Raw genomic sequence first — 22,944 nt, 5'->3', positions numbered from 1 at the left:
CCGCCGCTTGCGACATCGTGGGCCATGTCCGTCACCGACTCCTTCATCGCCGGCCTGCCCAAGGCGGAGCTTCACCTCCATATCGAAGGCAGCCTGGAGCCCGAGCTGATGTTCGCGCTGGCGGAGCGCAATGGGATCACGATCCCGTTCGACAGCGTCGAAGCGGTCCGCGCCGCCTACGACTTCTCCAACCTGCAGGACTTCCTCGACATCTATTACGCCGGGGCCGAGGTGCTGCGTACCGCCGCCGACTTCCGCGACCTGGCCGTCGCCTACTTCGACCGTGCGGTCGCCGACGGCGTGGTTCATGCCGAGATATTCTTTGATCCGCAGACCCATACCGACCGAAGCATCCCCTTCGCGACGGTCATCACCGGGCTGCTCGACGGCATGGCGGACGCGGAGGCGCGTCACGGCCTCACGTCCAAGCTGATCCTGTGCTTCCTCCGCCACCTGTCGGAGGAGGCGGCCTTCGCGACGCTCGCCGAGGCGGAGCCGTGGCTCGACCGGATCGCCGGGGTCGGGCTCGACTCGTCGGAGGTCGGGCATCCGCCCGCCAAGTTTCAGCGCGTCTTCGCCGCCGCGGCCGAGAAGGGCCTGAAGCGCGTCGCCCACGCCGGGGAGGAGGGACCGCCCGAGTACGTTCGCGAGGCGCTCGACCTGCTCGCGATCGACCGACTCGATCACGGCAATCGCAGCCTGGAGGATGCGGCGCTCACCGCCCGTCTCGCGCGCGAGGGCATGACGCTGACCGTCTGCCCGCTCTCGAACGTCAAGCTTTGCAACGTCGCCTCGATGGACGTCCACCCAATCGACACCATGCTCCGCCAAGGGCTGCGCGCGACGGTCAATTCAGACGATCCCGCCTATTTCGGCGGCTACATCGCCGCCAACTACCAGGCCGCGGCGCGTGCCCGCGGGCTCAGCCGCGACGACGTGGTGACGCTCGCGCGCAACAGCTTCCTCGGCTCCTTCCTTGATGACGCGGCGGTGGCCGCGCACCTGGCGCGGCTCGACGCCTATGCGGCGGCGGCGTGACCCCGACGTTCACCCACGTCCCGCATGGCCGCTTCGTGGCCGCGGTCGAGGCGCTCGCCGCGACGCTCCGCGCCGATCCGTGGCGGCCCTCGCTGCTGGTCGGGGTCGGGCGCGGCGGGCTGGTGCCGGCGGTGTTCCTCAGTCACGCGACCGGGCTGCCGATGGTCTCGATCGATTTCTCGACTCCGATCCCGGAGTTCAACGACGCGCTGGTCGGCGCACTCGCCGCGCGCAGCGCAGCGGGCGAGCGGCTGGTGTTCGTGGAGGACATCAACGACTCGGGCCGCACGATCGCGGCGCTTCGCCAAGGACTGACCGACGCGGGCGGCCCGCGCGACAACGTCCGCTTCGCGGTGCTGATCGACAACAGCGTCTCGGCGGAGCGGGTCGACTATGCCGACCGGGTGATCGACCGCACCGTCACCAAGGATTGGTTCGTGTTCCCGTGGGAGGCGGTTGCACCACCAGCCGCGCTGGCCCAGGACGCTGCCGAAATCCCGCAACGGATCGCCTGATCCGAGCACGGCGGTCATGCTTTGTTCAGCCACCAGCAAGCCGCGGAAAGCTACAGGATTTCAGACCCTTCCGTACCGGACACAATGGCGTGACCGGACGTTCGGATGCATGACACGGGCGGCGCGGGTCGCGTGCCGCCTTCCCGGAGGCGATAGATGCTCACCTATATCAGAGGACACAGAAAGGCGCTGATCGCGGCTTCGCTGGCAGGGGCGTCGGTGCTCTCCGCCTGCGCCACGCCGACACCCTACCGACCGGCGGTCGGTCAGGGCTTCAACCGCACCGGCTTCAGCGACGTCCAGATCGAATCGAACCGCTTCCGCGTCGCGTTCGCCGGCAACAGCCTGACGTCGCGCGAGACGGTGGAGCGCTACCTGCTGTTCCGCGCGGCCGAGCTGACGCTGCAGCAGGGTGCCGACTACTTCGTGCTCGCCGACCGCGACACCGACAAGCAGACGCGGACCTACACCACGCCAGGCTTTGGCCGGTCAGGCTTCGGTCCGTACGGTGGCTATGCCGGGTTCGGTTACTGGGGGCCGAGCTGGCGCTACTACGGCCGCGGCTTCGGCTGGCGCGGCTGGGATCCGTTCTGGGGCGATCCGTTCTGGGACCGCTCGGTCGATATCCGCACGGTCGACCGCTACGAGGCGGTGGCGGAGATCGTGACCGGTCGCGGGCCCAAGCCCGCCGACAACCTGCGCGCCTTCAACGCCCGCGAGGTGGTCGACCGGCTCGGCCCGACGATCGTGGTGCCGGGCGAGGAGCGTCGGCGCTAAGCCTGGCGCTGTACGCAAACAGAAAAGGGCGGCGCTTCCGGTCCGGAGGCGCCGCCCTTTTTGTAACACGGTCACCCCAGCAAAGGCTGAGGTCCATGTCTGTCCGTAGAAGCCGCAGTGGAAGCGAAGCAGGCGATAGACATGGATGCCAGCCTACGCTGGCACGACGATCAGTCTCACACCAGCGCGCCGTGGCAGTGCTTGTACTTGCGCCCTGACCCGCACGGGCACGGCGCATTGCGGCTGACCACGCCCGCCCAGCTCGCCGGATCCTCGCCGACCTCGTCGCCGATCGGCTGCGGAATGGAGAGCGGCGGCAGCCCCGACGTGAGCAGCCCCGCACTCGCGGCGTCCCAGTCGGCGCTGTTGTCCTCGCCTGAGAAGGGATCGAGGTGGCTGGTGATGAAGTCGGGCAGGTCCGGAAGCTCGGGCGGCGGCGCCAGGCGGAACTGCGCATGCGCGAGCGTGCGGGTCACGTCCTCGCGAATGCTGCCGAGCATCCGCTCGAACATCGCGAACGCCTCCTGCTTGTACTCGTTGATCGGCGTCTTCTGAGCGTAAGCCCGCAGGTGGACGACCTGGCGCAGCGCGTCGAGCATCGCGAGATGCTCCTTCCAGTGATGGTCGAGGTTCTGGAGCAGGATAGATTTCTCGATCCCCGTCCAGGTCTCCGCGTCGAGCTCGCCCGTCTTCTCGGCGACGAGCGCGTCCGCGTCCGCGCGGATCCTTTCCTCGACGATCTCCGGGTCGATCGCGTCCTCCTTCATCCACGCATCGATGTCCGGGTCGACGCCCAGCAGTTCCTGCGCCTGCGCGCGGAGCTGTTCGGTGTTCCACTGCTCGGGATAGCTGCCGACCGGGCAGGCATCGCCGACGATCGCGTTGACCGTCTCCGCCCGCATGTCGGTTACGACGTCGCCGACCGCCTCGGCATCCATGATGTCGGCCCGCTGCTCGTAGATGACCTTGCGCTGGTCGTTCATCACGTCGTCGTATTCGACGACCTGCTTGCGGATGTCGTAGTTGCGCGCCTCCACCTTCTTCTGCGCGGTCTCGATCGCCTTGGTCAGCCACTTGCTGCCGATCGCCTCGCCATCGCCGATGTTGGACCGCATCATCTTGGCGAACAGCGTGTCCGGCCCGAAGATTCGCAGCAGATCGTCGTCGAGGCTGAGATAGAAGCGGCTGAGCCCCGGATCGCCCTGCCGCCCCGAACGACCACGCAGCTGATTGTCGATGCGGCGGCTCTCGTGGCGCTCGGTGCCGAGCACGAAAAGGCCGCCGGCGGCGAGCACTTCCGCCTTCTCCGCCGCCACCTCGGCCCGGATCGCGGCAACTGCCGCATCGCGCTCCGGCCCGTCAGGCAGGCCGGCGAGCTCGTCCTCGATCCGAAACTCGACATTGCCGCCGAGCTGGATGTCGGTACCGCGGCCGGCCATGTTGGTCGCGATCGTGACCGCGCCCTTGCGCCCGGCCTGCGCGACAATGTGCGCCTCGCGCTCGTGCAAGCGGGCGTTCAGCACCTCGTGGGGCACGCCCTCCTGCTGGAGGAAGTCGGACAGCAGCTCCGACTTCTCGATGGAGACGGTGCCGACCAGCACCGGCTGTCCCTGCTCCGAGTGCTCGCGAATCTTCTTGGCAATGGCGCGGAACTTGTCCTGCGTGTCCTTGTAGAACTCGTCCTCCTCGTCGACGCGCCGCACCGGCACGTTGGTCGGGATGGAAACGACGTTCATCTTGTAGATGTCGAAGAACTCGGCCGCCTCGGTCGCCGCCGTACCGGTCATGCCGCTCAGCTTCGGGTACATGCGGAAATAGTTCTGGAAGGTAATGGAGGCGAGCGTCTGGTTCTCCGGCTCGATCTGCACCCCCTCCTTCGCCTCGACCGCCTGGTGCAGGCCGTCCGACCACCGCCTGCCGTCCATCATGCGGCCGGTGAACTCGTCGATGATGACGACCTTGCCGTCTTTCACGATGTAGTCGGTGTCGCGCTTGAACATCATGTTCGCGCGCAGCGCCTGGTTCAGGTGGTGGACGACCTGGGTGTTCTCGAAATCGTAGAGGTTCGCGCCCTGGAGCAGCCCGGCTGCTTCCAGCAGCCGCTCGGCCCGCTCGGTACCCTCCTCGGTCAGCACGACCGACTTCTGCTTCTCGTCCTTCTCGTAATCGGCGTCGGCGAGCTGCTTCACGATCGCGTCGACGCCCAGGTACAACTCCGACTTGTCGTCGGTCGGCCCGGAGATGATCAGCGGCGTGCGCGCTTCGTCGATCAGGATCGAATCCACCTCGTCGACGATCGCGAAGGAGAACGGCCGCTGCACCATCGACGCGCGGTCGTACTTCATGTTGTCGCGCAGATAGTCGAAGCCGAACTCGTTGTTCGTGCCATAGGTGATGTCGGCGGCGTAGGCCTCGCGCCGCTCGTGATCGGCGAGATTGGGGACGATCACGCCGGTGGTCAGCCCCAGGAAGCTGTAGACGCGCCCCATCTGCTCGGCATCGCGCCGCGCCAGATAGTCGTTGACGGTGACGACGTGGACGCCCTCGCCCGGCAGCGCGTTTAGATAGACGGCGAGCGTCGCGACCAGCGTCTTACCCTCGCCCGTCTTCATCTCGGCGATCTCGCCGCGGTGGAGCACGATACCGCCGACCATCTGCACGTCGAAATGCCGCATCCCGAGCGTGCGCACCGACGCCTCGCGCACGGTCGCAAACGCTTCCGGCAGCAGCTCGTCAAGCTTCCCGCCGTTCGCCAGCCGCTCGCGGAAGCGCGCAGTCTGCTGCGACAGCTCCTCGTCCGACATGGCCTGGAGCGCGGCCTCGTGACCGGCGATACACGCGACCAGCGGATTGAGCGACTTGACATAGCGGTCGTTGGACGACCCGAACAGGGACTTGGCGAGGCCACCGAGCATGGCAGGAATACCTTATGGAAGAGGCGCGGGCATCCAGGCCCGGCGCGGAGAAGATTGGCGGAGGAGCGGCGCTGGGCGCCCGCGCCTCAGAGCAGCCTGCGCTCCGGCGCGACGGCGACGAGCAGCCGGCGCGCGAGCGCGAGGTCAAGGGCGACCGGTTCGGCGGCGACATAGCCGTTGGGACGCGGCGAGCCGCCGCGCACCATCGCCGGCGCGACCTGCTCCGCGACGGCGAGGACCGCACTCGCCTCCACCGCCGGCGCACGCGCGTCCGACCGGGCGATCCCGGTCAGCGAGCACAGCATCGCCGTCAGCAGCAGGAACAGGTTCACGCACACCCCTGTGGTTGGTCGCCGAGCGACATAGGTGCCGCCTGCGCCCGTGTCTAACCCTTCATTTGTGAGCGCCACGTGTATCAGAACTCGTCCGGCAATCGCCAGACCACGCGGCGTGAGTAGGTCCTGAGCGGCTGGCCGGGCGCGACTGCCGGATAGCGGCCGTTCTCCAGGATCGCGCTGCAGGCGGCGGCGTCCAGTCGAGCGAACCCGCTGGATTTCGCGACCCGGCACGCCGTCACGTCGCCGTCGGGCGCGACCGTCCACTGGATGGCGACGGTGCCCTCCTCCTCCCGCCGGATCGACTGGGCGGGGTAATCATCCGCCGTGATCCACTCGGCGGGATCGTAGCTACGCGACCGAGCCGGTGGGGCCGGCGGCGCTGGCGGGTGCGTCTGCGGCGGCACATCGACGCGGGTCGGCTGCTCGCGCCACCAGCGCCAGCCCTCCCGCGCGAGTTCCACCGTGGACCAGATCCGCAGCACCACCAGCACCGCCAGCACGATCACCACCGCCGTTACCAGGCTCCGCCCGGAGCCGACGAACCACGGCGGCGGCCGATCGCGCGTCGGATCGACCCCGTTCTGCGCCCGCGCCTGCCGCCGTGAAAGGTCTTCGAGGTCGTCCATCGCCGCTCACTTGCCTAGCGTGCTTCCTACTGCGCCACAAAGTGAATGCGGCGCCAACGGACGCCTCTTACCGGCGCGCCAGCGGCATCAAAGATCGGTTCCGGCGGAATCGACGCTGCGTTGGTGCAGGCCAGCTTGTCGAGTGCCGGACGCGCGCTCGGCAGGGCAACGGTGCAACTTTCCTGCGTGCCACGATCACTCAATACTACCCTGATGCCGACGCGCGCCTTGTCGGCGGGGATCGGAAGGCGATTAACGGTCACGGTCAGATCAGCGACGGGCTCAGTCGGAACACCAGCTTTCTTCGCAAGGTGATATCGACTTGGATGAACCCATTTGACCGTACGTGTGATGGATGCAAAGACCGGCTTGCCATCGTCGTCGAGCGTTGGCTTGAACCGCACGCGCGCGTAGATCGCCGCACAGGTTGTACGATCCAAGCTCGCCGTACCGCTGGATTGGAGGGTTCGGCAGAGCACGGGCTTTCCGGTAGGATCGACGGTCAGCTCAAATTCGACCGGACCTTCTCGCCGCTCCTTCAGTGCGTCGGCCGGATAATCGGCCTGGGTCAGCCACTCGCGGTTCAAATCGGTCGGCACCGGCCCGAACGAAAGGTTCGTCTGCTGGAGCAGCAGAACCATCAACCCCAGCGACATCGCTCACCCCCTGTATGCGACGCAGCTTTACGGCTAAGCGCGCGACCATGTCATCGCCAAAGTCGCCGCTCGCTCCTACCGCCCTTCCCAACCTCCCCGAAATTGCGGGCGTCATCCGCCGGGTCGCCCGCGCGGGCTACAAGGCGTGGGAGCGCTCCGACCTGACCTTTGTCGAACTGGCACCGGGCACGACCGTTGCCGGCGTGCTGACTCAGAGCAAGTGTCCCTCGCCGGAGGTGGAGTGGTGCCGCAAGGCGCTGGTGCTCGGGCAGGCCCGCGCGCTGGTCGTCAACGCCGGCAACTCCAACGCCTTCACCGGCGACCGCGGCCGAACGGCAGTGGAAGCGATCGCCGCGCGTACCGCCCAGCACCTCGGCTGCGCGCCATCGGACGTCTATGTCGCCTCGACCGGCGTGATCGGCGTACCGCTGCCGGTCGACAAGGCGGAGGCCGGACTGGACGCGGCGTTCGCGAGCGCGCCGGTCGGCTGGGTCGACGCGGCCGAAACGATCATGACCACCGACACCTTTGCCAAGGTCGCGACCCAGCGCGCGGTGGTCGGCGGGCGCACCGTCGAGCTGGTCGGGGTCATCAAGGGATCGGGCATGATCGCGCCCGATATGGCGACCATGCTCGGCTTCATCTTCACCAATGCCGCGGTCGATCCGGCGTTCCTCCAGCGGGCGCTGGCGGCGGCCAATACAAAGACCTTCTCCTGCATCACGGTGGACAGCGACACCTCGACCAGCGACACCGTGCTCGCCTTCGCAACCGGCGCGGCGGGCAATCCGCCGCTCGCCGGCGACGAGGACGAGGGCGCCGACGCCTTCGTGTCCGCCCTGTCGGCACTGTGCATGGAACTCGCGCTGCTGGTGGTGCGCGACGGAGAGGGCGCGACCAAACTGATCGAGGTGACGGTGGAGGGCGCTGAGAGCGACCGCTCCGCCCACCGCATCGCGATGTCGATCGCCAACTCGCCGCTGGTCAAGACCGCGATCGCGGGCGAGGATGCCAATTGGGGTCGCGTAGTGATGGCGGTCGGCAAGGCGGGTGAGCCGGCGGAGCGGGACAAGCTCTCGATCCGCTTCGGCGCGACGCAGGTGGCGGAGCATGGTCTGGCGGTCACCGGCTACGATGAGGCACCCGTCACAGCACACCTGAAGGGCAGCGAGATCGCGATCGGCGTCGATCTGGGACTGGGCGAAGGCCGCGCGACCGTGTGGACCTGCGACCTCACCCACGGCTACATCAGCATCAACGCCGATTACCGGAGCTGACCGTCGACCCGAGCCGCTCGATCGAGATCAGCCTGACGAGCCGGATCGAAGCCGGACTGACGTTCATGTGTCCATAGCCGCAAGGAAACGGCGTTGCCGTGCGGGAGCGGCGTTCGCCGATGAAGCGGACCCGGTATGCCCGCGACAGCTCGCGTCGGGTGATGCCGAACGGGCGGCCAAGGCCGACTACGTCTAGTTCGAACCAGGGCAGCGGCCGGGAGCGCCGCGCCTCAGCCGCGGTAGTTGCGCCTTCCGCAAAGGCCTGCCCTTCGAAGTCGTCGAGGTAGACTCCGGTGAACTCACGCGCAGCGTCGACCTGCTCCGGCCCGCACGGCTGGCCGCCCTGCGCCGGCGCACTCAGGAGCGCCAGCGCGAGGGCGGGTGCGATCACGCCAGTTCGCCCTCCAGCCACGCCTTGATGCGGCCCTTGGGCTCGGCGCCGACCTTGGTCGCGGCCGGGTTGCCGCCCTTGAACAGGATCATGGTCGGGATACCGCGCACGCCGTAGCGGCCCGGCGCATCGGGATTGTCGTCGATGTTGAGCTTGGCGATCGTCACCTGCTCGCCCAGCTCTTCGCTGATCTCCTCCAGGCTCGGCCCGATCATCTTGCAGGGACCGCACCACTCCGCCCAGAAATCGACCAGCACCGGCTTGTCGGAGTTGATGACGTCGTCCTGGAAGCTTTGGTCGGTGATCGCCTTGGTTGGCATGACAGTCTCCTTTATTACGGCATAGGTATGGCCGCACGTCGCCCCGCTCAAGCGCGCGGGCTCAAACTTTGCTCCGCACCCGCGAAGCCGGGCTTGTGGGGCGTCAGCACGGCGTCCGGCAGATCGAACAGCACCGGACCGGCCGTGTAGAGCAGGGCGGCGCCGACCGCCCGGTCCGGGAAGATCACCTCGAGCGCCGCGCGGTATGCTGCCATCTGGCGCAGGTGATAGGGCGGGACGTCGGAGAGCGACGCGGGCGCCTGCCGTCCGGTCTTGAAGTCGATCACGGTCACGTGGGCGTCGGTGACGAGCAGCCGATCAACCGTGCCCGCGATCACGCTGCCGCCGACCGTGGCCGTGATCGGTGCCTCCGCCAGCGCATCGGGCGTGAACAGCGCGGCGAAGCGCGGGTCCTCGATCACCGCCAGCGCAGCATCGGCGATCTCCGCGGCGGCGGACTCGCTCACGCTCCCGGACCGGCCCAGCCAGGCGAGCGCCGCCCCGCGCCGCCGCTCCGGCGCGACCTCCGGCAGCCGCTGGAACAGGGCGTGGAGCAGCCCACCCCGCTCCGCCGCGGCGCGCATCGCGGCCGACGGTGGCGGATCGGCCACCGCATCGTCGCCGATCGCGGAGGGCGCGAGCGGCCGCGGCGGACGCGCCTCCGCCGGCGCAGCGTGGCGGACCCACTCCGGGAGTGCGATCGGCTCAGCAGCGGGCGGCGGTGCGGGCGAACCGACCGGTGCCGCTGCGACCGCCTCGCCGCAGTAGGTCCGCTCCTCGCCGGCCAGCACGTCGAGCGCATCAAGCGCCCGTGCCGACGCCGCATACCAGCTGTTCGGCGGAGCCTCGGTCTTGGTGGCCGGCAGCGCGCCCGCGATCACCAGCCGCTCCTCGGCCCGGGTGGCGGCGACGTAGAACAGCCGCCAATGCTCCTCCAGCTCGCGCTGCTCGGCCGCCGCGACGACGTCGGCGAGCGGCGAGTTCGCGCGTTCGGCCTTGCCGGGGCGGAAGATGGGAAGATCGATCGGCCCGTCGCCGCCCGAGACCTCGACACTCCACTTCAGCACCTCGCGCCGGGCGTTGGCCGGATCGGTGGTGGCGTCGGCCAGGATGACCAGCGGCGCCTGCAGCCCCTTCGCACCATGCGCGGTCATCACCCGGACGGCGTCGAGCGGTGCGGACGGGTCGCGAACGATCTCCACCTCGCCGCGATCGAACCAGTCGAGGAAGCGCTGGAGCGACGGCGTGGTCGTAGCCTCGAAGGTGAGCGCCGCACTCAGCAGCTCCTCGATCGGATCGCGCGCCTCCTCGCCCAGCCGGCCAAGCAGCTTGCGCCGCCCGTCGAGCGGTCCGGACAGCAGCTCCTCCAGGAACACATAGGGCGTGGTGAAGTCGGCGCGCGCGAGCATGGCGGTGAGCGGTGCCAGCCGCACCGTGTCGAGGGTGCCGCGCAGGTAGCGCCACAGGCTGATCCCGCGCGGGCGGACGTGGGTCGCCATCAGCTCGTCCTGCGACCATCCGATCAGCGGGGAGACCAGCAGACTGGCGAGGCTCAGGTCGTCGTCAGGCTGGAGCACGAAGCGCACGGCCGCAAGCAGGTCCTGCACGGCGAGCGGCGCGTTCAGCCGCAGCCGGTCCACGCCCGCAACCGGCACTTTCTCCGCATAGAGCCGCGCAACCAGCAGCGAGGCGAGCTCGCCGCGCCGCTTGACCAGGATCATCACGTCCTCGGGACGGAGCGGGTGGCGATCGCGGCCGATCGGCAGCGTCCCGATCCAGCCCTTCACCGCGCGCGCGATCCGGCCGGCGAGCGTGCGGGTCGCATCGCTCGCCCAATCCTCCTCGCCCTCGTCCTCGTCGCCCCCCTCGGCGGCAGTGACCAGCGGCCAGAGCGTGACCGCACCCGGGCCCGGCACCTCGCTCGCGTGCGCCTCCGTCAGGTCGACGCCCAGCCCGGGGGCGTCGAGCGCTCCGATCGCGGCATCGACGAAGGCGAGTACCGGCCGGGTCGAACGAAAGCTGCTGGTGAGCGAGAGCGGTCGGAGGCGGTGGGTGACGCGGCCGTCCGGCGCCTCAAGCGCACTCGCCCGCTCGAAGTGGCGGTGCGCCGCCTCGAAGTAGATCGGGCTGGTGCCTTGAAAGCCGAAGATCGCCTGCTTGTAGTCGCCGACGGTGAACAGCGTGCGGTGCTCGCCGGGCTTGGCACCGTCGCCCGCGAAAAACTCGTCGGCGAGTGCACGCACGATCGCCCATTGCTGCGGGTTGGTGTCCTGCGCCTCGTCGATCAGCAGGTGGTCGGTTGCCTGGTCGAGCTTGTAGCGCACCCAGTCGCCCATCCCGGGCTGCGCGAGCAGGTCGACCGTGGCGCGGATCAGGTCGTCGAAGTCGACTCCGCCCACCCGCCGCTTCGCCTGTGTGTAGGCCGCGGCATAGGCCCGCCCCGCCTCCAGCCCGCCGGCGAGGAGATCGGCATAGTCGGCGCGCGCGACCAGGCCGACCAGCCGCTCGCAGGCATCGCGCGGCTCGCTGACCAGCTCGGCATAGGCGGGGTCCTGCGGCGCCCAGCCCTTCGCCACCGACCAGGCGCCCGCGATGTCCTTGAGCGATGCGGCCCGCTCCTCCGGCGAGCGGAGCAGCCAGCCCGCCAGCAGGTCCGCGCGGGCGACGCCACGATCCTTGCCCCAGCTGCGGTTCTGGTCGACGATCGCCTGCACCGCGTCGTGCAGCGCGTGGCAGCCATCTGCGACCTCCGCCATCACGTCGCCGCTCGGCAGGTCGAGCGCCCGGCGGACGAAGGGCTGAACGCCGCTCGGCAATGCCGCCATCGCGTCGGGCGCGCGGGCGCAGGCGGTGAGGAAGGCCTCGGCCCCACCCTCGCCCAGCCGCAAGCTGAGCGCGCCGATTGCATCGATCAGGCGGGTGCGACCCGCCGCCTCCTCCTCGACCAGCAGGTGCGCCAGCGCCTCGCGCTGCAGCGCCGCTTCCTCGCGCGCTTCCAGCGGGCGGAAGCCTGGCACCAGTCCCGCCTCGACCGGGAAGCCGGCGAGCAGGCTCTGGCAGAAGCTGTGAATGGTCTGGATGCGCAGGCCCCCGCCCGGCGCATCCAGTACGCGGGCGAACAGCGTGCGAGCCAGTCGGCGCTGTGCGGGGCCGCCGCCTTCGCCCAAGGCCGACAGGTCGCGGAACAGCTCGTCATCGCTCGCGCGGACCCAGCGGGCGAGCGTCGCACTGATCCGGCTCGCCATCTCGGCCGCACCCGCCTTGGTGAAGGTGAGGCACAGGATCGCACCCGGCGTCACCTCGCGCAGCAGCAGCCGGTAGACACGCGCTGCCAGCACCTGCGTCTTGCCGGTCCCCGCCGATGCGGACAGCCAGACATGCGCGGCGGGATCGCTCGCCGCGCCCTGGTTGCCCTTCAGCGGCGGCAGGTGGGTCTGCCTAGTCCCGGCCATACCACTCGTCCCGGCGCATCAGCTGGTCGTATTCCCCATAGGGCGCGTACTCGGGGACCAGCTTGGCGGTGAAGGGGTCCTCGCCGGTCAGCCACCTGGCCGCAGCGTCGGCGAAGTTCGCCGCGGCCACGGCGGTGAACTCGTCGGTCGGGATCCTGTCGCGCTTGCCGGCCGGGTCGACCGGCGAGGCGATGAAGCCGAACCCGGTCTTCGCCCTGCCGAGCGACCAGTATTCGAACGCGCCCATGCGTCCGGTCACTCCTTCGAACCCGCCACGCTCCGCGATCAGCCCGAGTAGGCCGAGCTGGAGGCTGTAGCCGGCGCGCACCGCCTTTGCCGATGGCGGCTTCCCGGTCTTGTAGTCGACAACCGCGAGGGCACCGTCACCCAGCCGATCGATCCGGTCGAAGGTGCCGTTCAGTGTGACGCCCGCGATGTCGATCCGGCCCTTGCGCTCGACGTCGATCACCTCGCGGCCGTCCGCGCGCAGATCGGCCATCGCCCCGCCGATCCAGTCGATCGCCTCCAGGAGCCGCGGCTGCCAGAAGGCGCGGAGCAGCGGGTGCGCCTGCGCCAGCCAGGCGGCGGCGCGGGCACGGAGCCGATCGGCGTCGAGCCGGTCCTCCGCCCAGGACGCGCGCAGGATGTCGTGCACCGCCGTCCCACGCCAGGCGGCGTTCGGTTCGGCATCGATCGCGTCGAGCGGCCGGAGCCGCAGCATCTTCTTCGCGTAGAAGGCGTACGGATCGGCCTTCAGCCGGTCGACGTCGGTTACCGCGATCTCGCGCGGGCGCGTCGCCGCGGGGGGCGTGGGAGCTGGCCGGGTCGCGGGTGCGACATCGCCCGGCGTGTCGAGCGCGCGCGCCCAGTGGCCGAGCTCGTCCGCGCTGACCCACGCCTCGCTCGCCAGCGCGCGTAGGCGCAGCCAGAACCGCGAAGCGATCGTCGGTGAGCGGGCATCACGCCGCGCGCGGGTGAGCAGCACCGATGGCGCCCCCAGCCCGCTCGCCAGGTCATGCGCGGCGACACCGATCCGGAAGTCGAGCCCCGGCAGCTCAAGCTCGGCGCGGATGCGCGGTGCGAGCCACGGGTCGGGTGCCGGCGTGCCCGGCCATACGCCCTCGTTCAGGCCGGCGAGGATCAGCAGGTCGGCGGACTGCAGCCGCGCCTCGATCAGGCCGTAGATCGCGAGACGCGGGTGACCGCCCTGCGGCGGCCGCACCGCCACTTCGTCCATCAGCGCACGGAGCAGCGGCGCGAGCGCGGGCGGCGCGATCTCGGCCGGGCCGGCGCCCGCGTGTTCCTCCAGCTCGGCGAGCAGCTCGGCGGCTGCCCGCCCCTCCGCACGCGACCAGAGCGCATCGCCGCACAGCTTGGTCGCCGCCTCGCGCAGGCAGCCGAGCAGGTGCGCGAGCGGGCGGGCGCCCTCGCCCAGCAGCCGCTCGACCGGCGCCAGCAGCGCGCGCACGTCCGTCCAGAAGGCGGCGGCATGACCGCCGACCGCCGCGAGATGCTCGCCCAATCCGGCCAGCCCCGGTGCCGGTCGCGGACCGCGCAGGGCGAGATCGAGGGCGCGGACTCCCTCCAGCCAGGCCGGCCGGGCGTCGCCGCTGCGCACCAGCGGGTGCTTGAGAAGCACGAGTAGCGGCACCGGCGCGAAGTCTCCCGCGGCCGCCTCGGCGAGCGCCAGCAGCAGCGTTCCCGGCGGCACCTCCGACAGCGGTCGCCCGGCGGTATCGTCGATCGCGACTCCCCAGCGGGTGAGCAGCACCGACACCCGCCGGGCGAGCGCGCGATCGGGCGTCACCAGCGCGGCGGTGCGGCCGGGCGTTTCCAGCACCTCGCGCAGTGCCAGCGCTACCGCCGCGGCCTCTTCCGCCGGCGTACCCACCTCCAGCGTGCGGACGCCCGCCAGCGCGCGATCGATCGCCCGCAGCGAACCCCAGTCATGGGTCATCTCGGCCGGCGCCAGCGCGGTCGCGATCGCGCGCGACCGGGCCGGCGGCGCGTCGATCTCGCTCGCCGCGGCCCAGGTACGAACCTCCGCCCGAGCCACCCGCATGCGATCGAGCAGCTGCTTCAAATGATGCTGCGGATGGGTCGGCTCGCCCCGCGGCCGGTGCCCGGTCTCGGGGTGCGGGGCGTGCGGGCCGAGCGACGCCCAAGCGTCCTCGTCCATCGCCAAGTCGAGCCCCGGCAGCACCACCATGCCGCCGCGCAGCTCGGCGATGCTGCGCAGCAAACGCGCAATAGCCGGCGCCGACGCGGTGATGCCGGCGGCACACAGGAAGCCGCCCGGCGGGTTGTCGCGCCAGCGCTCCGCCACCCGGTCGAACAGCAAGCGGCGGCGCTCTGCAAGTTCGAGCCGACCGAGCCGGGCGAGCTCGGCCGGCCAGCGATCGAGCACCAGCTCGAAGCTCGCGAGCGCGCGCTCCCAATGCTGCGACAATCCCTCTGCCAGGCGGATCTCACGGAGCCTCGATGGCGCTACCTCCTCCACCAGCAGCTGGTCGAGCGTGCGGGCGAGATCGCCCGCCAGCCGCACCGCTTCGCCGGCGTCGAGCGCCGGGTCTGCTTCCTGCACCAGTCGCGCCAGGATCAGGCGTCGCTGGAGCGGCGGCACGGCGGGCGGAACCGGGGTCGCGTCGCCGGCGGGATCGAACAGCGCGCCGGTGGCTTCGTCCAGGTCCGGATCGCCGATCGCGACGATCCGCGGCAGCAGCAGCGCCCCGCCGCTCGCGCGCACGAAGGCCTCCGTGATCGCGCGCCTGGCGCGGTTGTTCGGCACCAGCACGGTACCGCGCGCAAGATCGGTCGCGCCGTCGCCGAAGCGGCGCCTGAGCCCCGCGACGAGCGCGTCGGCAAAGGCGCGGTGCGGCGGGATTGTGTAGACGCTGAGGCGAGATGCCTCAGCCATCGGCGAGGATCGCCTCGGTCTGGCCGATCGCGGCGGGATCGCCGACTTCGAACCAGAGGCCGGTATGCACGAGGCCCCAGGCGCGGCCGGCCGCGATCGCGCGTTCCCAGAACAGGTTGGTGGAGAACGGACCCTCCGGCGCATCGACGATGAGGCGCGGGTGGATCATCTGCACGCCGATGAAGACGAACGGCGCGAGCCGCCCGGGGCGCCGCCGCCCGGTGATCCGGCCGAGCGCGTCGAGGTGGAAGTCGCCGCGCCCGCGATAGCCGTGGGCGCGCGCGAACGGGACCATCAGCAGCAGCACGTCCATCCGCGCGTCGTCCCACGCCCGCGCCAGCGCGCGGATCGCGTCGGTCGGTCCGTCGACCCACAGGCTGTCGCTGTTGATGCAGAGGAACGGCGCATCGCCGAGCAGCGGCTTGGCCTTGACCAGCCCACCGCCCGTTTCGAGCAGCTGCGCCCGCTCGTCGGAGACCGTCACCTCGATCCCGCCGGCGCGGGCGTGCAGGTGCGCCTCCAGCGCGTCGGCGAGATAATGGACGTTGACCACCGCGCGCCTCACCCCGGCAGAACGCAGGTGATCGAACACATGATCGATCAGGGGCTTGCCCGCGACCGGCACCAGCGGCTTCGGCCGGGTCGCGGTCAGCGGGCGCATCCGCTTGCCGAGACCCGCCGCCATGACCATCGCGGTATCGGGCACGACGCCGCCCGGATCGGGGCGGATCGCCAGCGTGCGGGCGGTCATGCCCCGGCGATCTCGATCGGATCGCCGCGCCGCGCGGGCGGCAGGTTCGCGTCGAACCACGCCTTCACCGGCGCAAGCGCGGGGTGGCGCAGGTCGCGCTCCAGATAGCCCCACACGCGCGGGCACAGCGCCGGATAGCGCGGCTTGCCGTCGCGCCGCCACAACCGCGTGAAGATGCCGATGATCTTCGCATTCCGCTGCGCGCCGAGGACATGATAGGCGGTGACGAAGTCGTCGCCTGCCCCCGTGATCCGGCAGTAGCGCTCCAGCAGCGCCTGCTCCAGCGCGACCGGCACCTCGCGGCGCGCATCCTGCAGCAGCGAAACGAGGTCGTAGGCGGGATGCCCGGCGAGCGCGTCCTGGAAGTCGAGCAGGCCGAGGCCGCGGTCGACCAGCATGATATTCTCCGCATGGTAATCGCGCAGCACGGTGACCGGCGTGTCGGCCATCGCGAAGGGGAACACTGCGTTCCAGGCGGCATGGTAGCCCCCGGTGTCGACGTCCGCGCCGACCGCCGGGCAGTACCACTGCGTCAGCAGCGCCGCCTCACGGTGGAGGTACTCGGCATCATAGGCGGGAACGTCGGCGGCACGGTGATCGCGCAGCGCAATCAGCACGTCCGTCGCCGCTTCGTAGAGCCGGAGCTCGCTCTCCGGCGCGGCATCAACCGTTTCGCGCATCCGTGCGTCGCCGAAATCCTCCAGCAGGACCAGTCCGTGATCGAGGTCGGTGCCGTAGATCGCGGGCGCGCCGAAGCCGCGGGCGTGCAGCCACTCGGCCACGCCGATGAAGGGCCTCGGATCCTCGTGCGGCGGCGGCGCGTCCATCAGGATCGCGGTGCGCTCATGCCCGACCGCGCGAAAGTAGCGGCGGAACGACGCATCGCCCGCGAGCGGCAGGATCTCGGCGTCGTCCCAGCCCAGCCGCGCGAGAAAATCGGGCGCCGCGGCGGGCGGGTTCATGTCGGGGGCCATCGGTCCTTCCATGCCGCGGGCACTTCGGCTGTCAAGGCGCGCGCGCCATCCTCCGCGACGGCCAGCGTCAGGCGCAGGGCATCATGCCACAACTGAGGATCGGCCCGCTCCGGCCACTCGACCAGCAGCACGCCGTCGGCGCGGAACTCGTCCAACCCAAGCTCCGCCACGTCGCCCGGCGCATCGAGGCGGTAAAGGTCGACGTGGAGCACCGGCAACCGCACGTCGGGCGGATCATAGGGCTGGACGATCGCGAAGGTCGGGCTCGGCGCTTCCCCCGCCAGTCCGAGCGCAGCGAGCACCCCGCGGGCGAGGCTGGTCTTGCCCGCTCCGAGCGGGCCGGACAGCGTGACGGCGTCGCCGGGTCGCACCAGCGCCGCGAGCGCTCGACCCATCGCCGCCGTCGCCGCCGCGTCGGCAAGCCTCATTCGCGCGGCAGCTCGACGGTGACGAGCGTCCCTTGTCCGGGTTCGCTGAGCAGGTCGATCGTCCCGCCATGCGCCTCCACGAAGCGCTTGGCGAGCGGCAGGCCGAGGCCGAGCGCCCGCTCTCCGCCCCGCGCGATTCCCGGCGCGAAGCGGTCAAAGGCGCGGCGCACCGCCGCCTCGGTCATCCCCGGGCCGTTGTCCGACACGATCACGCGCGCCTTGTCCGGCCCGCCATCGATGTGGAGCAGGACACGACCCTCCTCCGGCGTGGCGCCGATCGCGTGGCGGAGCAGGTGCTGAACCGCCTGGCGCAGCCGGTCGGCATCCCCGAACACCCTGCCTGCGCCCTCCAGCACCTCCACCGCCAGTTCAATCCGCTTGGCGGCGGCCGCCGGCGCGATCGCCTCGGCCGCGGCGCCGGCCAGCAGCTCCAGGTCGACGCCGGTACGCTTGCCCGCGGCCTCCTCGATGGTGAGGTCGAGCACGTCGTCGACCAACCCGGACAGCCGATCCACCGACTGGAGGATCGCCTCCGTATAGCTCCGCCCGGACTCGCTCAGCGCACCCGCGAAGCCGCCGTGGAGCATCTCGGCAAAACCCTTGATCGAGGTGAGCGGGGTGCGCAGCTCGTAGCTCATGTTGGCGACGAAGGAGGTCTTGACCCGGTCGGCCGCCTCCAGCGCCTCGTTGCGATCGGTCAGCGCGCGCTCGACCCGGCGGCTGGCGGTGATGTCGAGCATGGTGAAGAGCGCGTTGCCATCCGGCAGCGGCACCGCCGCGAACTCGAAATGACGCCCATCGGCGAAGGCGAAGCGGCCGCCGCGCTGCAACCGGTCGATCGTCGCCGACCGTACCAGATCGCCGATCATGGATGAGCGCGACGGGTTCTCCAGGCGGGGAGCGGCGGCCCGGGCAAGCGTGTCGACGCGGGGATGTCCGTTCAGCAGCGCTTCGTCGAACCCCCACAGCAGGCGGAACTTCTGGTTCCAGATCTGCAGGCGGCCGTCGGCGGCGAAGACTCCCAGCGCCTCGAACAGATTGTCGAAGGTCGCGGTGCGGACGCGCAGCAGCGTGTCGCGGGCGCTTGCCAGCTGGACTTGCTCGGTCTGATCCTCGAAGATGACCAGCAGCCCGCCATCGGGCAGCGGCTGCGCCACGACGCGCAGGTGGGTACCGCCGCGCAGATGCCAATGCTCCTCCGCCGCCACCTCGGTCGCCGCGCGGAACCACTCGCGCCGCTCGTTTCGCCAGCCGGGGAAGTCGCGGACCTCCGGCAGGCGTCCGGCCTCACGCATCCGGTCGAGCACGCGGTCGAATTCTGGCCGATCGCGCAGCCACTCCTCGCGCAGCGCGAAGATGCTGCGGAACGGCTGATTGCTGAAGACGAGGCCGCGGTCCGCACCGAACTGCGCGACGCCGGCCGACAGGCGGTCAAGCATCGCGCGCTGCGCCTCGCCGAAGCGCTTGATGCCGCCGCGCGCCTGCTCCAGATCCTCGACGTCGACCGCGAAGCCGGCGACGCCGCCGGTCGGCAGCGGCACGTCGTGGATGCGCAGCATGCGGCGAGCGCCGCCGATCGTGGCGGGAACGGCCGCGACCTGCGGCTCCTGCGTGTCGCGGGCAATCGCGGCGTTGGCGAGCGGTCCGCCCAGCCCGGACGCCTCGACCAGCTCGAGCCCGCGGTCGAGCGCGTCGCGCGCGTCGCTCGCCTCCACCGCGGTCACATAGGCCGAGTTGACCATGGTCATCTGCAGCTCGCGGTCGCGGTACCACATCGGCATGGGTGCCGCCTCGATCAGCCCAGCGAGCGCCTCGAACGCCTCCGCGATGCGGGCGCGGTCCTCCGCCAGGCGAATGATCTCGTCCTGGCTCTCCGTCGCGTCTACGAACCACAGCACCACGCCGCCCGGCGCCAGCGTCGCCTCCGGCGCACGCTCGCCGGTGATGACGAGCTTGCGCGCCGAACCGCGCGCGGCAACCGTCATGCGGAGCGGCCGCGCCGCGCGCTGCGCCGCGTTGACGTGGGTCGACAGCTCGGCGAGGTCGGCGGTGGACAGGCCGAAGTCGGCGCCGCCGAGATCGGCCAGGTAGCGCGGCTCGGCCGGCAGCCCCAGCCAGTCGGCGACGCGCGCCGGCGCCTCGACCCGGCCATCCGACCGCACGATCACTGCCTGGGCGGGCGCGTGGGCGACCAGCGTCGCGTCGCGGGCGGCCCCCGTTGCGTCGACCAGCGCCGCCCGCCGCGCAGCGAGCCCGGTGTAGAGTGCCCAGACCGCCGTGGCGATCAGCAGCACCAGCACGCCTCCGGCGATCGCCGCCGCCCCTGTCGAAATAGCGATCATCGGCGCTGTCCTACGGTCCGCCGCGGCATCGGGGAAGCGCGGCCACGCCCATGTTGCGCAAAAAAGTCACCGCGCCCGGGGCGGTGCCCGGACGCGGTGATCAGCCGTCCCCCTTTACAGGATCAGTAGCGGTAGTGGTCGGGCTTGAACGGTCCCTCCACCGGCACGCCGATGTAACCCGCCTGCTTGGGCGTCAGCTTGCTGAGCTTCACGCCCAGCTTCTCGAGGTGCAGCGCCGCGACCTTCTCGTCCAGGTGCTTCGGGAGCACGTAGACCTTGTTCTCGTACTCGCCGCCCTTGGTGAAGAGCTCGATCTGCGCCAGCGTCTGGTTGGTGAAGGACGAGGACATGACGAAGCTCGGGTGCCCAGTCGCGCAGCCGAGATTCACTAGGCGGCCTTTCGCCAGCACGATGATCTGCTTGCCGTCGGGAAAGCGGACCAGGTCGGTGCCGGGCTTCACCTCGGTCCACTCGTAATTTGACAGCGCCGAGATCTGGATCTCGCTGTCGAAGTGGCCAATGTTGCAGACGATCGACATCGGCTTCATCGCCTTCATGTGATCGGCGGTGATGACGTCGGCGTTGCCGGTCGCGGTGCAGAAGATGTCGGCGCGCTCGACGGCCTCCTCCATCGTCACAACCTCAAAACCTTCCATCGCCGCCTGAAGCGCACAGATCGGATCGATCTCGGTGACGAGCACGCGCGCACCGCCGTTGCGGAGCGACTGGGCCGAGCCCTTGCCCACGTCACCGAAGCCCGCCACCACCGCGACCTTGCCGGCCAGCATCACGTCGGTCGCGCGGCGGATCGCGTCGACCAGCGACTCCTTGCAGCCGTACAGATTGTCGAACTTGGACTTGGTGACGCTGTCGTTGACGTTGATCGCCGGGAACGGCAGCGCGCCCTTCTTGGCGATCTCGTACAGGCGGTGGACGCCCGTCGTGGTCTCCTCCGACACGCCCTTCAGGTTCTTGACCGTCTCCGTCAGGTAGCCCGGATATTTGGCGACGAACGCCTTCAGCGCGCGCTGGAACTCGACCTCTTCGTCGTTCTCCGGCTCGCCGAGCGTTTCCCCTGCCTCGAGCCTCGCGCCCCACAGCGCGAACATCGTCGCGTCGCCGCCGTCGTCCAGGATGATGTTGGCGGTGGTGCCGTCGCCGTCGGCGCCCCAGTTGAAGATGTCGCCGACATAGTCCCAATACTCGGCCAGGCTCTCGCCCTTCACTGCGAACACCGGCACGCCCGTCGCGGCAATGGCGGCGGCGGCGTGATCCTGGGTGGAGAAGATGTTGCAGGTCGCCCAGCGGACGTCCGCGCCGAGCGCGGTCAGCGTCTCGATCAGCACCGCCGTCTGGATTGTCATGTGGAGCGACCCGGTGATCCTAGCGCCCTTCAGGGGCTGGGCGGCGCCATATTCCTCGCGCAGGGCCATCAGGCCCGGCATCTCGGTCTCGGCGATGTTGATCTCCATCCGTCCGAACTCGGCGAGCCCGATGTCCTTGATTACGTAATCCTGGCGGTCGAGAACGGGGGCGGTGGCCACGGGCTAATCTCCGATGAAAACTGGTCGCGCACGTAGCCGCGGCGGCTACCGAGTGCAAGGCGACATAAAGATGTCTTTATATGGCGTGGTCGGCACGCCGGACAACCCGGACGGCAACCGTGCCGGTCAGGCGAAAGCCGAGCCGTTCGTAGAGCGCGATCGCCGCGGCGTTGCTGTCATAGGCGTGGAGGAACGGGCGCTCGCCGCGTGCCACGATCCGCGCGATGACGTGCCGCATCAGCAGGGTGGCGAGCCCGCGGCCCTGCGCGTCGGGATGGGTGCAGACGCCGCTGACCTCCGCCAGCCCGCCCATCCGCATCCGCTCGCCCGCCATCGCGATCAGCCGCCCGGCATCGTCGCGCACCCCGATGAACGCGCCGAGCCGCTGGGTGCCGAGGATATAGGGGCCGGGGCGGGTCAGATCGGCCAGCGCCAGCATGTCGGCGGCATCCGTTTCGCCGAGCGGCTTGATCGGCAGGTCGCTGGCGGGCGCCGAGGCGGTGCGCTCGGCCACCATCTGGACGCAGCGCGCGGTGCGGACGGTGACGCTGCCCGGCGGCTCGGGCGGGTTGCGCTCGACCAGCCACAGCTCTCCGCCGTCATCGGGGAGTAGTGCCGCGAGCGCGGCGAGCGCCGGCGAGCTGGCGTCCGCGGCGGCGGCGAACACGCCGACGTCGCGCTGCAGCCGCAGGGCGCGCGCGCTCCCCTCAGCATGGGCGCGCCAGCCGTCGTTCAGCGCATGCCACAAGGGCCGCTCGAGCAGCGAGAGATCAGGTCTGTCCATGCCGCCGTTCCACCCGACAACCGGGTCTAGAGCGCGGCGGGGGACCCGACCAGTGGCTTCGGCGCGTAGCGTTCGCCGCGACGCGCCGCCTCATAGTCCGCGGGGAGCATGACCCAGTCGCGCAGCGTGCGCGGCTGGTCCACTTCCGCGATGCCCGTGTCGGGCCAGTCGTCCTTCGCGGGCATCCACGCCGTGCCGAACAGCCGATCCCAGACGGTCGTGAAGGCGCCGAAATTATGGTCGAAGTGCCGCTCCTCGACCGAATGGTGGATGCGGTGGAAGCGGTTGTCGACCACCAGTCGGGCGAGCGGCCCCAGGTGCAACCGGCTCGGCGAGTGGATGAAGGACGCCTGTAGCTGGAGGAGCAGCAGCATGATCGGCATCGCCGGCCCCGCCTCGCTGGAGATCAGGCTCGCGGGAATCGCGATCAGCACGATCTGCTGCAGCGGTTCGGTCACGTGGTGGAACGCGTTCACCGCCGAGAGCTCGCGGATCGAGTGGTGGACCGCGTGGTACTTCCACAGCCAGCGGTGCTGCGCCCGGTGGCACCAGTAGAAGAAGAAGTCGTAGACCACCGCGCTCAGCAGCGGCGCGATCACCACCGCCAGCGGCCCCGCCCAGGCCGCACCGGTCGGCAGGACGAGGAGCGGCGGGATGCCCCAGGCCGACCACAGCGCCCGGAACGCGGCATAGGCGCCCGCGCTCGCCAGCAGCCATACGCCCCAGAACATCAGCCCGGGCAGGCGCCCGAGCACCGGTTCGCTGCTCCGCGGCAGCAGCAGCTCCAGCGCGGTCATGAAGCTGAAGCTGAACGCCCAGGCGGTCAGCGTCGGCGCGGCCGCGTCGAGGAGGGAGAGGAACTGCTCCATGCGCCGCCGAGCCTATCGGCGGCTGCTTGC

General features: G+C 70.3%; 19 protein-coding genes. 4 read left to right on the top strand and 15 right to left on the bottom strand.

Features of this window, described 5'->3' with window-relative positions:
* Nucleotides 1–24: 24 nt before the first annotated feature.
* From CRO12_RS10350 to CRO12_RS10340, 3 genes are all read left to right on the top strand, one after another.
* The gene (locus CRO12_RS10350) at nt 25–1,038 is read left to right on the top strand and encodes an adenosine deaminase (protein ID WP_097063947.1); all 1,014 of its coding nucleotides are present in this window, start codon (nt 25–27) and stop codon (nt 1,036–1,038) included.
* Nucleotides 1,035–1,553 (top strand): phosphoribosyltransferase, encoded by a 519-nt coding sequence (locus CRO12_RS10345; RefSeq protein ID WP_097063946.1) that lies wholly within the window; start codon nt 1,035–1,037, stop codon nt 1,551–1,553. The genes CRO12_RS10350 and CRO12_RS10345 overlap by 4 nt, the downstream gene beginning before the upstream one ends.
* A 156-nt stretch (nt 1,554–1,709) precedes the next feature.
* Nucleotides 1,710–2,330, top strand: coding sequence for a CC0125/CC1285 family lipoprotein (locus tag CRO12_RS10340; protein WP_097063945.1), 621 nt, complete (start codon nt 1,710–1,712; stop codon nt 2,328–2,330).
* Nucleotides 2,331–2,506: 176 nt separating this feature from the next.
* Here CRO12_RS10340 and secA read toward each other — a convergent pair whose 3' ends face one another.
* The 4 genes from secA to CRO12_RS10320 form a co-directional block, all read right to left on the bottom strand.
* Nucleotides 2,507–5,245, bottom strand: coding sequence for a preprotein translocase subunit SecA (gene secA, locus CRO12_RS10335; RefSeq protein ID WP_097063944.1), 2,739 nt, complete (start codon nt 5,243–5,245; stop codon nt 2,507–2,509).
* Nucleotides 5,246–5,331: 86 nt separating this feature from the next.
* Nucleotides 5,332–5,577 carry a hypothetical protein gene (locus tag CRO12_RS10330; RefSeq protein ID WP_097063943.1) on the bottom strand — a complete coding sequence of 82 codons (246 nt, stop codon included), beginning with the start codon at nt 5,575–5,577 and terminating at the stop codon, nt 5,332–5,334.
* Between the two features lie 83 nt (nt 5,578–5,660).
* The gene (locus CRO12_RS10325; protein ID WP_097063942.1) at nt 5,661–6,209 is read right to left on the bottom strand and encodes an energy transducer TonB; all 549 of its coding nucleotides are present in this window, start codon (nt 6,207–6,209) and stop codon (nt 5,661–5,663) included.
* Between the two features lie 26 nt (nt 6,210–6,235).
* The gene (locus CRO12_RS10320; protein ID WP_097063941.1) at nt 6,236–6,865 is read right to left on the bottom strand and encodes an energy transducer TonB; all 630 of its coding nucleotides are present in this window, start codon (nt 6,863–6,865) and stop codon (nt 6,236–6,238) included.
* 47 nt (nt 6,866–6,912) lie between these two features.
* Between CRO12_RS10320 and argJ the strand changes: the two genes are divergently transcribed.
* Nucleotides 6,913–8,142, top strand: a complete 1,230-nt coding sequence (gene argJ / locus CRO12_RS10315; protein ID WP_097063940.1) for a bifunctional glutamate N-acetyltransferase/amino-acid acetyltransferase ArgJ — start codon at nt 6,913–6,915, stop codon at nt 8,140–8,142.
* On the opposite strand, the gene CRO12_RS10310 is transcribed toward argJ, so the two are convergent.
* The 11 genes from CRO12_RS10310 to CRO12_RS10260 all read right to left on the bottom strand — a co-directional run bounded on the left by CRO12_RS10310 (nt 8,120) and on the right by CRO12_RS10260 (nt 22,914).
* Nucleotides 8,120–8,533 (bottom strand): hypothetical protein, encoded by a 414-nt coding sequence (locus tag CRO12_RS10310; RefSeq protein ID WP_097063939.1) that lies wholly within the window; start codon nt 8,531–8,533, stop codon nt 8,120–8,122. The genes argJ and CRO12_RS10310 overlap by 23 nt on opposite strands.
* A complete protein-coding gene (gene trxA / locus CRO12_RS10305) occupies nt 8,530–8,853 on the bottom strand; it encodes a thioredoxin (protein ID WP_097063938.1) in 324 nt (107 codons plus the stop codon). The genes CRO12_RS10310 and trxA overlap by 4 nt, the downstream gene beginning before the upstream one ends.
* 47 nt (nt 8,854–8,900) lie before the next feature.
* On the bottom strand, nt 8,901–12,305 hold the full coding sequence (gene addA / locus CRO12_RS10300; protein WP_097063937.1) for a double-strand break repair helicase AddA: 3,405 nt from the start codon (nt 12,303–12,305) through the stop codon (nt 8,901–8,903).
* Complete coding sequence (addB, locus tag CRO12_RS10295) at nt 12,292–15,222, bottom strand: double-strand break repair protein AddB (RefSeq protein WP_097063936.1); 2,931 nt, start codon at nt 15,220–15,222, stop codon at nt 12,292–12,294. Before addB ends, addA begins: the two co-directional genes overlap by 14 nt.
* Nucleotides 15,215–15,973, bottom strand: a complete 759-nt coding sequence (locus CRO12_RS10290) for a nucleotidyltransferase family protein (RefSeq protein ID WP_097063935.1) — start codon at nt 15,971–15,973, stop codon at nt 15,215–15,217. The genes addB and CRO12_RS10290 overlap by 8 nt, the downstream gene beginning before the upstream one ends.
* Nucleotides 15,970–16,935: an aminoglycoside phosphotransferase family protein gene (locus CRO12_RS10285; RefSeq protein WP_179641003.1), complete on the bottom strand. Its 966-nt coding sequence runs from the start codon at nt 16,933–16,935 to the stop codon at nt 15,970–15,972. Before CRO12_RS10285 ends, CRO12_RS10290 begins: the two co-directional genes overlap by 4 nt.
* The gene (gene tsaE, locus CRO12_RS10280) at nt 16,932–17,375 is read right to left on the bottom strand and encodes a tRNA (adenosine(37)-N6)-threonylcarbamoyltransferase complex ATPase subunit type 1 TsaE (RefSeq protein WP_097063933.1); all 444 of its coding nucleotides are present in this window, start codon (nt 17,373–17,375) and stop codon (nt 16,932–16,934) included. The genes CRO12_RS10285 and tsaE overlap by 4 nt, the downstream gene beginning before the upstream one ends.
* Nucleotides 17,372–19,717 carry a sensor histidine kinase gene (locus CRO12_RS10275; RefSeq protein ID WP_097063932.1) on the bottom strand — a complete coding sequence of 782 codons (2,346 nt, stop codon included), beginning with the start codon at nt 19,715–19,717 and terminating at the stop codon, nt 17,372–17,374. The genes tsaE and CRO12_RS10275 overlap by 4 nt, the downstream gene beginning before the upstream one ends.
* 122 nt (nt 19,718–19,839) lie before the next feature.
* On the bottom strand, nt 19,840–21,261 hold the full coding sequence (gene ahcY / locus CRO12_RS10270; RefSeq protein WP_097063931.1) for an adenosylhomocysteinase: 1,422 nt from the start codon (nt 21,259–21,261) through the stop codon (nt 19,840–19,842).
* Between the two features lie 76 nt (nt 21,262–21,337).
* Nucleotides 21,338–22,045 carry a GNAT family N-acetyltransferase gene (locus CRO12_RS10265; protein ID WP_097063930.1) on the bottom strand — a complete coding sequence of 236 codons (708 nt, stop codon included), beginning with the start codon at nt 22,043–22,045 and terminating at the stop codon, nt 21,338–21,340.
* Nucleotides 22,046–22,071: 26 nt separating this feature from the next.
* Complete coding sequence (locus tag CRO12_RS10260; RefSeq protein WP_097063929.1) at nt 22,072–22,914, bottom strand: sterol desaturase family protein; 843 nt, start codon at nt 22,912–22,914, stop codon at nt 22,072–22,074.
* Nucleotides 22,915–22,944 lie beyond the last annotated feature (30 nt).

Origin of the sequence: Sphingomonas guangdongensis, from assembly GCF_900199185.1 — a bacterium.
Lineage (GTDB): Bacteria > Pseudomonadota > Alphaproteobacteria > Sphingomonadales > Sphingomonadaceae > Sphingomonas > Sphingomonas guangdongensis.
The sequence above is the reverse complement of the archived record's forward strand: the minus strand, read 5'-3'. Positions and strand labels throughout refer to the sequence as shown.